Source organism: Mesorhizobium sp. M0062 (genome assembly GCF_040323125.1).
GTDB lineage: Bacteria > Pseudomonadota > Alphaproteobacteria > Rhizobiales > Rhizobiaceae > Mesorhizobium.
On the sequence record NZ_JAMYUO010000036.1, the window covers coordinates 36,547 to 46,281 of the forward strand.

Annotated in this window: 9 protein-coding genes; 8 read left to right on the forward strand and 1 reads right to left on the reverse strand. The window is 65.8% G+C overall.

Annotated features, from left to right (window positions below):
- Nucleotides 1-23 precede the first annotated feature (23 nt).
- The 7 genes from NKJ64_RS28250 (at nucleotide 24) to NKJ64_RS28280 (ending at nucleotide 8,395) form a co-directional block, all read left to right on the forward strand.
- A complete protein-coding gene (locus NKJ64_RS28250) occupies nucleotides 24-806 on the forward strand; it encodes an SDR family oxidoreductase (protein ID WP_352463716.1) in 783 nt (260 codons plus the stop codon).
- Nucleotides 803-2,338: a mannitol dehydrogenase family protein gene (locus tag NKJ64_RS28255; protein WP_023698627.1), complete on the forward strand. Its 1,536-nt coding sequence runs from the start codon at nucleotides 803-805 to the stop codon at nucleotides 2,336-2,338. Before NKJ64_RS28250 ends, NKJ64_RS28255 begins: the two co-directional genes overlap by 4 nt.
- 22 nt (nucleotides 2,339-2,360) lie before the next feature.
- The gene (locus NKJ64_RS28260) at nucleotides 2,361-3,275 is read left to right on the forward strand and encodes a sugar phosphate isomerase/epimerase family protein (RefSeq protein ID WP_023807220.1); all 915 of its coding nucleotides are present in this window, start codon (nucleotides 2,361-2,363) and stop codon (nucleotides 3,273-3,275) included.
- Between the two features lie 78 nt (nucleotides 3,276-3,353).
- Nucleotides 3,354-4,388 (forward strand): ABC transporter substrate-binding protein, encoded by a 1,035-nt coding sequence (locus NKJ64_RS28265; protein ID WP_023704174.1) that lies wholly within the window; start codon nucleotides 3,354-3,356, stop codon nucleotides 4,386-4,388.
- Nucleotides 4,389-4,654: 266 nt separating this feature from the next.
- Nucleotides 4,655-6,205 (forward strand): sugar ABC transporter ATP-binding protein, encoded by a 1,551-nt coding sequence (locus NKJ64_RS28270; RefSeq protein ID WP_023714099.1) that lies wholly within the window; start codon nucleotides 4,655-4,657, stop codon nucleotides 6,203-6,205.
- The gene (locus NKJ64_RS28275; RefSeq protein WP_023669686.1) at nucleotides 6,202-7,173 is read left to right on the forward strand and encodes an ABC transporter permease; all 972 of its coding nucleotides are present in this window, start codon (nucleotides 6,202-6,204) and stop codon (nucleotides 7,171-7,173) included. Before NKJ64_RS28270 ends, NKJ64_RS28275 begins: the two co-directional genes overlap by 4 nt.
- A 241-nt stretch (nucleotides 7,174-7,414) precedes the next feature.
- Nucleotides 7,415-8,395 carry an ABC transporter permease gene (locus tag NKJ64_RS28280; RefSeq protein WP_352463717.1) on the forward strand — a complete coding sequence of 327 codons (981 nt, stop codon included), beginning with the start codon at nucleotides 7,415-7,417 and terminating at the stop codon, nucleotides 8,393-8,395.
- A gap of 289 nt (nucleotides 8,396-8,684) precedes the next feature.
- On the opposite strand, the gene NKJ64_RS28285 is transcribed toward NKJ64_RS28280, so the two are convergent.
- A complete protein-coding gene (locus NKJ64_RS28285; protein WP_023825535.1) occupies nucleotides 8,685-9,125 on the reverse strand; it encodes a lipid-binding SYLF domain-containing protein in 441 nt (146 codons plus the stop codon).
- 476 nt (nucleotides 9,126-9,601) lie between these two features.
- Between NKJ64_RS28285 and NKJ64_RS28290 the strand changes: the two genes are divergently transcribed.
- Nucleotides 9,602-9,735, forward strand: a 134-nt coding sequence (locus NKJ64_RS28290) for a transposase (RefSeq protein WP_502902896.1), incomplete at its 3' end; no start/stop codon positions are given.

Genomic DNA, 9,735 nt, shown 5'->3' on the forward strand with positions numbered 1-9,735 from the left:
AAACTTTATTCCCGGGAGGAGGAATGGAGATCCGGCTTGACGGCAAGGTGGCTCTGGTCACCGGGTCGACGCAAGGCATTGGCCGCGCCATTGCCGAGACGCTGGCGCGTTCCGGTGCCGCCGGGCTGTTGGTCACCGGGCGCGAGAGGGCGCGTGGCGAGGCCGTGGCGGCCGAGCTTTCGCAATTGGGCACGCCGACCATCTTCGTCGCCGCCGACCTTGCCGATCCTGACGCCCCCACCCTTCTGGCGCAGGCCTGCATCGAGCGCTTCGGCCGCATCGATGCGCTGGTCAACGCCGCCGGCCTGACCGATCGCGCCTCTTTCCTCAACGCCAGCCTCGACGACTGGGCGTCACTGTTTGCCGTCAATGCGCGCGCGCCGTTCTTCCTGATGCAGGCGGCGATTGCCGACATGAAGCAGCGCGGCCAAGGTGGCGCCATTCTCAACATTCTGTCGATCAATGCCCATTGCGGCTCGCCGGAGCTTGCCGTCTATTCCGCCACCAAGGGCGCGCTGGCGACGCTGACCAGGAACGCCGCCAACGCCCACCGCTTCGACCGCATCCGCGTCAACGGCATCAATGTCGGCTGGACCGACACGCCGGCCGAACGCATCATGCAGGCGGAGACATTGGGCAACGGCCCCGGCTGGCTCGACAAGGCCAATGCCGCGCAGCCTTTCGGGCGGCTGCTGACCCCGAACGACATCGCCAGCCTCGCCGTCTTCCTGCTGTCCGACGCCGCCGGCCCGATGACCGGCGCGGTTGTCGACCAAGAGCAGGCGGTGATCGGGGCGAACCGGTGAGCGCTTCCATCGAAACGCTTGGGCCGGCGCTGCTCGATCGCTTGCCGGCATCGGTGCAGACACCTTCCTATGACCGTACGCTCCTCTCGCCCGGCATGGCGCATCTCGGCGTCGGCGCCTTCCACCGCTGCCATCAGGCCGAATACACCGACGATCTCATCTCGCTGCGCTTCGACCGCTGGGGCATCGTCGGCATCAACATCCGCCCGCCCAGCCTTGCCGACACGCTGGGACGGCAGGGCGGGCTGTACACAAGGCTGATCCGCGAGAACAGCCACATCGAGGCGCGCGTCATCGGCAGCATCGTCCGGGTGGTCGACAGCCAGGAGAGTGCGGCACCGGCGCTCGGCGTGCTGATCTCACCCGATATCGAGTTGGTGACGATGACAGTGACGGAAAAAGGCTATTGCCACGTCCCGTCCAGCGGCGAACTCGACCTTGGCCATCCTGATATCGTCCACGACCTCGCCAACCCCGAGACGCCGCGCAGCGTGCCCGGCCTGTTGGTGCGGGCGCTGGAGCAGCGCCGGGCCACGCATGGGCGGCCGCTGACGCTGCTGTCCTGCGACAACATTCCGGCCAATGGCATCATCCTCGGCAACGTCGTGCGCAGCTTTGCAGAACGGCGCGGCAATGGGCTGGCCGATTGGATCGCGGCCAACGTCGCATTCCCCTCGGCCATGGTCGACCGCATTGCGCCGGCGGTGACGCAGGACGATCTCGACAGCGTCGAAAATTGGTTCGGCTACCGCGATGGCGCTGTCGCTGTCGGCGAGCCGTTCCGGCAGTGGGTGATCGAGGAAAAGTTTGCCGGCCGCATGCCGCGCTGGGACCTGGTCGGAGCCACTTTCGTCGACGATGTCACGCCGTTCGAGCATCTCAAGATGCGGGTGCTGAACGGCGCCCAGACGACGCTCGCCACGCTCGGCGTGCTGGCCGGGCTCGAGCACACATCGGATGCCATGGCCGACCCGCTGCTGTCGGACTTCATCCGGCGCATGCTGGTCGAAGAGACTGTGCCGACGCTGATGCCGGTGCCGGGCATCCTGCCGCTCGCCTATGTCGAGCAGAGCCTTGCCCGGCTGAAGAACACCGCGATCCGCCACCGCAACCACCAGGTCGCAACCGACGGTTCGCAGAAGATCGTCCAGCGCCTGCTCAACCCGATCCGCGACCGGCTTGCGATGGGCCAGAGCATCGGCCTGCTGTCGGTGCCGGTCGCCGGCTGGATGGCCTATCTGATCCAGGCCTCGGAATGTTTCGGCAGACGCTGGCCGGTGTCGGATCCCTATGCCGGCAAGGTCGCCGCAATCGCCGACGCGACGGGTCCCGATGCCAGCGCGCTGGTGTCCGCCATCCTTGCCATCGACGGGATATTCGACCCCGGCCTTGCCGCCGACGATACGTTCCGCGCGGCCGTCACATCGGCGCTGGGCGACCTGCTGTCGGACGATCCGATGGCGGCTGTCCGGCACAGTCTTGAACAAGATGAGGTCGCGAGGTTGAAGCGATCCAAACAATCGGCATTATAGTCGTCGGGTCTAGGGAGGCAGAATGAAACTAGGAGTGCTTACAGCACCGTTTGCGGAGACGCCGCTTGGCGAGGTCGCCGGCTGGGCGCACTCGGCCGGCTTCGAGGCGCTGGAAATCGCCTGCTGGCCGAAGACCTCCGGCGCGACGCGGCGCTATGCCGGCACCAGCCATATCGACGCCGCCTCCACCTCGCCCGCGCAGGCCAAGGAGATCGTCGCCTCGCTGACGGAAAAGAAGCTGACGGTCTCCGGCCTCGGCTACTACCCCAACCCACTGCATCCGGACCCTGCCCATCGCGAGGCCGTCATCGGCCATCTGAAGAAGGTCATCGTGCTGGCCGCCAATATGGGCGTGCCGGTGGTCAACACCTTCTGCGGTGGCGATGCCTCGAAGACCGTCGACGTCAACTGGCAGGACGCGCTGAAAGTCTGGCCCGAGACCGTCGCCTATGCGCGCGATCACGGGGTAAAACTCGCCTTCGAGAACTGCCCGATGATCTTCAGCTATGACGAATGGCCGGGCGGGCACAACATCGCCTATTCGCCGCTGGTCTGGCGGCGCATCCTCGAAACCTGGGGCGGCGAGGTCGGCATGAATTTCGACCCCTCGCACCTGGTCTGGCAAATGATCGACCAGGGCCGTTTCATCCGGGAGTTCGGCCCCTACATGCTGCATGTCCACGCCAAGGATTTGATGATCGATCATGATGGTTTGTATGAGCGCGGAATCCTTTCCGCCGGGATAGGCTGGCAGGTGCCGCGCATGCCGGGATTGGGCGATGTCGACTGGAGCGGCTTCTTCTCCGGCCTCTACCGCGCCGGCTATGACGGCTCGGTCATCATCGAACATGAGGACAGGCGGTTCGAAGGCAACGACGATGCGGTGAAGCGGGGCTTCCTGCTCGCCCGCGACGTGCTGCGCCCCTTCGTCAAATGACGAGGTGAATGACTTGGTCTGAACCTGCCGAAGGGTCTGACCCTGAGACGAAAAACAACAATGTGGAGGAGTACTGACATGAAGAAAATACTGACCATGGTCCCGTTGCTTGCGGGCGCTGCCTTGCTGGCATCGATGGGCGTGTCGTCGGCCGAAGCCAAATATACGATCGGCATTTCCAACACCGTGCAGGGCAATGGCTGGCGCGAGGAAATGGTCTGCGCCATGAAGGCGCAGGCGCTGGCTTCGGGCGAAGTGACGAAGCTCAACATCGCCCACCGCAACACCGATGCCGCCGGCCAGCTCGAAGACATCCGCAATCTGATCAGCGCCAAGGTCGACGCCATCGTCGTCAACCCCGCTGATCCCGCCGGCATCAAGGCGGGCCTGGAAGAAGCCACCAAGGCCGGCATCGTCGTCGTTGCCGTCGACCAGGCGGTGACCGAACCGTCGGCCTACATCATCTCCAACAACCAGGAACAGTATGCCTATCTCGGCGCCAAATGGCTGTTCCAGCAGATGGGCGGCAAGGGCGAAGTGTTCTACATGCGCGGCGCCGCCGGCGCCTCGGCCGATAGCGATCGCGACAAAGGCTTCAAGAAGGCGCTGGCTGAAAACCCCGGCGTGAAGGTGGCTCAGGAAGTCTTCACCGGCTGGCAGCAGGATCAGGCCAAGCAGCAGATGCTGTCGTTCCTGGCCACCGGCACGCCGTTCAACGGTGTGTGGACCTCCGGCATCGACAACGTCATCGTCGACGCGCTGGTCGAATCGCAGGCGCCGCTGGTGCCGGTGGTCGGCGCCGACAATGCCGGCTTCGTCGGCCAGCTGAGCTCGGTGAAAGGTCTCGTCGGTGCAGCCGTCACCAACCCCGGCTCGATCGGCGGCGCGGGCGTGACGCTCGCGCTGCAGATCCTCGACGGCAAGAAGCCGGCGCAGCAGACCGTGCTGGTCGACCCGCAGCTGTGGGACAACGCCACCGACGAAGGCAAGGCCAAGCTGAAGGCAGCCGCCGACCCGTCGCTCAGCCCGGAATGGCCGGTCTCGATCTCGATCCCGGAGTGGACGACCTACACGAAGGAGCAGATCGTGGCCTGCAAGGGGCCGGGGGAGTAAGCCTGGTTTGAATGAACTGGCGAGGACGGCGAACGGCCGTCCTCGTCACACAGACTAGCGCTCTACGGCGCCCCCTCTGTCCTGCCGGACATCTCCCCCACAGGTGGGGAGATTGGCTGTCATCTCGGCTTTCGCTAATTTTCTACGTCGCAAGACGAGGGGCGGCGCCGGAACTGCCAATCTCCCCCCTTGTGGGGGAGATGTCCGGCAGGACAGAGGGGGGCGCCGTAGAGTGCCAGCAAGAGAATTTCTGAGCGGACATCGATTTGACCACCAGCCCCCTCCTCGACGCCACCGGCGTCGCCAAGAACTACGGCGCGGTTGCAGCGCTTCGCAACGCGTCGCTCTCCGTGCTGCCGGGCGAGGTCCACGCGCTGATGGGCGCCAACGGCGCCGGCAAGTCGACGCTGGTGAAGATCCTGACAGGCGCCATTCCGGCGAACGCCGGCCGCATCCTGATCCGCGGCGAGGCGCGCGACATTCGCTCGCCGGCCGCCGCGCGCCGCGCCGGGCTGCTGCCCGTCTACCAGGAACCGTCGCTGATCCCCGATCTCGACGTTCTCTCCAACCTCAGGCTCACCGGCACGCCGGTCGAGCTATTCCGCGCCTGGGTGCGCGAGCTCGGCATTCTTGACCTCGATCTGCGCGACACCGCGCGCGACATCCCGCTCGCCGTGCTGCGCGTGCTCGACCTGGCGCGGGCGCTCGCCGTCGAGCCCGACGTGCTGCTGCTTGACGAGATGACGGCGGCCCTGCCCGCCAACCTTGCCGAAAAGGTGCTGGAAGTGGTGCGCCGCCAGGGCGATTCGGGCCGCGCCGTGATCTTCATCTCGCACCGCTTCGTCGAGATCTCGGCGCTGTGCGACCGCGCCACCGTGCTGCGCGACGGCGAGACCGTCGGCGTCGTCGACATCGTGCCGGGCGTGGAAGAAAAGATCGTCGAGCTGATGCTCGGCACCCGCATCGTCAAAACCCATGTCGCTGCCCGCAGCGCTGCCGAGAAGGCCGCGCCGGCGACCACCCGGCCGCGCATTTCGGTGCGAAACCTGCGCGTCGGCGCCAAGCTCAGCGATGTCTCCTTCGATCTCGCCGACGGCGAAGTCGCCGGCGTCGTCGCGCTCGAAGGCCAGGGCCAGGACGAGTTGTTCGCAGCGCTTGCCGGCTCGATCCGGCCCTCCGGCGGCACCATCGAAGTCGATGGCCAGCCCGTGAAATTTTCCCACCCGATCGACGCCATCCGCGCCGGCATTGCCTATGTGCCGGGCGACCGCTCCGAGGCGCTCGCCATGCAGCGCTCGGTCCGTGAAAACATCGCCCTGCCCTTCAGTGCCGCGCTGCGCAACTGGGGGCCGATCAACATGCGCCGCGAGCGCGCGACCGTGCTCAGCGCCATCGAGCGGCTGCAGATCGACACCCGCGCCCAGGGCGAAGTGCAGCGCCTGTCCGGGGGCAATCAGCAGAAGGTGACCATCGCCCGCTGGATCGCGGCGGATGCCCGCACCATCCTGTGCTTCGACCCGACGCGCGGCATCGATGTCGGCACCAAGCAGGAGATCTACAAGCTGCTGCGCGAACTCGCCGGCAACGGCAAGTCGGTGCTGTTCTACACCTCCGAACTGGAAGAGGTGCAGCGCGTCTGCGACCGTGTCATCGTCATCTTCGGCGGCCGCCTCGTCGACATTTTTCCGGTCGAGGAGGCCGACGAGCCGGCGCTGATGCGCGCCGCCTACGGCCTGCCGCGCGGCGCCAAGGCCGATATCGGCATATTGGCTGATCCGACCGCGAACACTTCGGCTTCGCCGGAGGCCGCGCCATGAGCCATTTCCTGCGCCGCCAAGGCTGGGTCGTCGGCCTGTTCGCCCTGCTCATCGTCCTGTTCATCGCCACCAGGATCATCCAGCCGGCCTATGGCAGCAATGATTTCGGCTCGCTCGCCCGAGCCGTTCTGCCCTATGCCTTCGCAGTCGCCGCGCAGACCGTCGTCGTCATCGCCGGCGGCATTGACCTGTCGGTCGCCGCCATGATGGCGCTGACCAGCGTCACCGCGGCGTCGATGATGAATGGCGCGAGCGAGGAATACGCGCTGTTCGTGGTGCCCTTCGTGCTGGCCATGGGTTTCGTGCTCGGCGCACTCAACGGCCTGCTCATCGTCGTCACCCGCGTGCCCGACATTGTCGTGACGCTGGCCATGCTGTTCGTGCTGCAGGGTGCAGCCCTGCTGGTACTCGACGCGCCGGGCGGCGGCATCGCCGAATGGCTGAAGGCGCTGATCTCCGGCACCGTACCGATCCCCGGCCTGCCCGACGCCATAGACGCCTGGCTGCCCAAGGCGCTGCTGGTGCTGATCGTGTGCCTCTGCGTCATCTGGATACCGCTGCGGCGCTCGCGCCTCGGCCTCTCCATCTACGCCATCGGCTCCAGCGAACTGGCGGCGTTCCGCTCCGGCGTGCCGGTCAAGCGCACTCGCATCATCGCCTATGCGCTGTCCGGCCTGTTCGCCGCCTTTGGCGGCCTGGCGCTGACCATGAGCACCGGCATCGGCGCCCCCATCCCCGGCCCCTATCTGCTCGCCAGCGTCGCCGCCGTGGTGCTGGGCGGCGTCGCGCTCGGCGGCGGCAAGGGCGGCCTGCTCGGCCCGATCGTCGCCGTCTTCGTGTTGCGCCTGGTGCGCACGGATTTGACGCTGCTTGCCATCGACCCGAATGTCACCGCCATCATCGAGGGGCTGATCATGGTGGCGGTGGTGATGTTCGGGGCGTTTATCACGATGCGGGGGCGGCAATGATGGGTGTGCTGTCGCAGAGAGACGTCGGCGTTCCTTCGCGCCCCCCTCTGTCCTGCCGGACATCTCCCCCACGAGGGGGGAGATCAGCTGTCATCGCTGCTTTCGCCAGCCTTCAACGTTGCAAAAAGGAGCGAGGCGCTGAAGCTGCCAATCTCCCCACAAGTGGGGGAGATGGCCGGCAGGCCAGAGGGGGGCGCCGTAGAGCGCCATCCTCGCAGCACACAACACCAAGAGCCGCCACATGAGCACCGCCGCCATCACCCCCGTCCCCTTCGGCCGCCGCATAAAACGCTTCATGGCCGACCGCCCGCTCATCCCGCTGATCGTCCTGCTCGCCATCCTGGTTATAATCCTGCAGATCCTGCGCCCCGGCATCGTCAACGAGCGCTGGATCGCCAACACTATTAAATTCGCCATACCGCTGGCGATCCTGGCGGGATGCCAGACCATGACCATGCTGACCGGCGGCATCGACCTGTCGGTCGGCACGGTGGCAACGATGAGCGCCTTCATCATGGCGACGCAAGTGGTCAACCAGGACCCGGCGGTGGCGTTCCTTTTGGCGATAATGCCGGCGGTGCTGATCGGCCTCGTCAACGGCATCGGCGTCGGTGTGTTCCGCGTCCACCCGCTGATCATGACGCTGGGCACCAGCCTGATCGGCACCGGCTGCCTGCAGGTCTACCAGCGCACCGTGATCGCGTCGGGCGCAAAAATCCCCGACTTCCTGGCCTGGCTCGGCACCGGCGTGACATGGGGCTTCCCCAACGCGCTGCTTTTGTTCGTGCCGCTCGCCGCCCTCATCGTCTTCACGCTCGCCCGCACCGGCTTCGGCCGCCTGCTCTACGCCGTCGGCGACAATGAGCGCGCGACCCGCCTGTCGGGCGTGCAATACTGGCAGGTCATCACCGCGCTCTACGTCACCTCCAGCGTGCTCGCCGGCATCACCGGCCTGCTCTATATCGGCCTGATCAAGGCGCCGTCGCTGTCGCTCGCCGAACCGCTGGTGCTGCCCTCGGTCGCCGCCGCCGTCATCGGCGGCACCTCCATCTTCGGCGGCCGCGGCGGCTACACCGGCACCATCATCGGCGCCCTGATCCTAACCGTGCTGACAACACTGCTGACCATCCTGCAGATGCCGGAGGGGGCACGGCGAATCTTGTTCGGGCTGATCGTGCTGTTCGTGACGGCGGCATATTTGCGGATTGTGGAGGAGCGGTAGGGGCCGAGGCCAGCGCCAGCCCTCACTCCCTCTCGGCTTCGCCGAGCCCCCTCTACCCCCACGTCCGTGGGGAGAGGAAATGCCAAGCTTTTTGGCGTGGAGGAACCCAAGCTTTTCGAGAGAGAGGGACACCCAAACTTTTGAAGGCCGCGACCTCGGAGATTAGCGTTTCCTCTTCCCCCACGGATGTGGGGGAGAGGTGGCTCGGCGAAGCCGAGACGGAGTGGGGGAGCACCCTATGCGGTTGCCATCGCCCTGGGCGACCTTGCCCACCCAGACGCAACGCCCCTTACTTCAACGAAATCGCCAACCCGCTCAAATCCGCATTCACCTGCAGCCCCACCTGCCGGCCCGTAAGCTCGAGCTGGGCGCCCTTGTCATTGGTCATGACGATCACCTGCGCCCCCTTGCCGAGCGCGCCGCCACCGCCGGCCGCGCCATAAACCCCGGTCGCATCCCGCACCCTGCGGATATGGCGCACGGTGCCCCGGAAATAGGTCTTGGAAACCCCGAAGGCGAAGCCGCCCGAAACGCCGCCGATCGTGATGGGATAGGAGCGGCCATGGAAGGTCAGCGTGCCCTCACCGCCCGAGCCGCCGACGAAGAAGGCTGCCTTGTAGACGGCAAAGCGGATCGTACCGCTATCGGCATGAGCAGCGCTGGCAGCACCGACGGCAACGGTGGCGATGGCCGCGACCGCGAGCGAACGAAAGCTGGACGAGATGGTCATGGTGGGAGCTCCTCAGGATCGCCGCTTGCCCAACCGGCAGGGCTCGTCGGCGTCGTAACCAACTTGAACAGTTTAGGCTGGATTTGGTTCCAGGGAGAGCCCTCGGTGGGTCAAGGCGCAAAGCTGGTGGGGAGAGCGGAGGAGCGCTTCATACAGAGCTGGCAATGCCAATGCCTCGGGGCAAGGGCTATCGCATATGAGCTTTTACGAAGAGGACCGCCACTCTAACTTGCCGGGGCGAGCCAGGGTTTCGCCCGTCCTTCGGACCCTCACAAGGCGGAGGGAACGCTGCCGCACGCCCAGCCCTTTTTTAAGTCGACTTAGACGGTTTTGCGGAAATCAGCGCCAACCTAGTCTCCCTCCACCTTGTTGGGAGGGGGTAGTGTGCTGAGAGTTCTGCAAATTCGCTGAGAGAGGGCGGTCATGGCAGGCTGGTGATTGTTCACGTCACCTGATTCCCGCGAAGGAACGCCACCATGACCAAGACAGAAGGTAAATCGACCAGCGCTGCCGTCAAAGACATTCTGCTTTCGAACCCGGATGGATTGCACGAAGTGCTCCGTGCGGTGATGCAGGAGGTGCTTGAGGCCGAGATGGACGAGGCGCTGGG

What these genes read in the sequence shown, in the direction of transcription:
- NKJ64_RS28260 (WP_023807220.1), top strand. Translation starts at nt 2,361, where the DNA reads ATGAAACTAGGAGTGCTTACAGCACCGTTTGCGGAGACGCCGCTTGGC.
- NKJ64_RS28265 (WP_023704174.1), top strand. Translation starts at nt 3,354, where the DNA reads ATGAAGAAAATACTGACCATGGTCCCGTTGCTTGCGGGCGCTGCCTTG.
- NKJ64_RS28275 (WP_023669686.1), top strand. Translation starts at nt 6,202, where the DNA reads ATGAGCCATTTCCTGCGCCGCCAAGGCTGGGTCGTCGGCCTGTTCGCC.
- NKJ64_RS28285 (WP_023825535.1), bottom strand. Translation starts at nt 9,125, where the DNA reads ATGACCATCTCGTCCAGCTTTCGTTCGCTCGCGGTCGCGGCCATCGCC.
- NKJ64_RS28280 (WP_352463717.1), top strand. Translation starts at nt 7,415, where the DNA reads ATGAGCACCGCCGCCATCACCCCCGTCCCCTTCGGCCGCCGCATAAAA.
- NKJ64_RS28250 (WP_352463716.1), top strand. Translation starts at nt 24, where the DNA reads ATGGAGATCCGGCTTGACGGCAAGGTGGCTCTGGTCACCGGGTCGACG.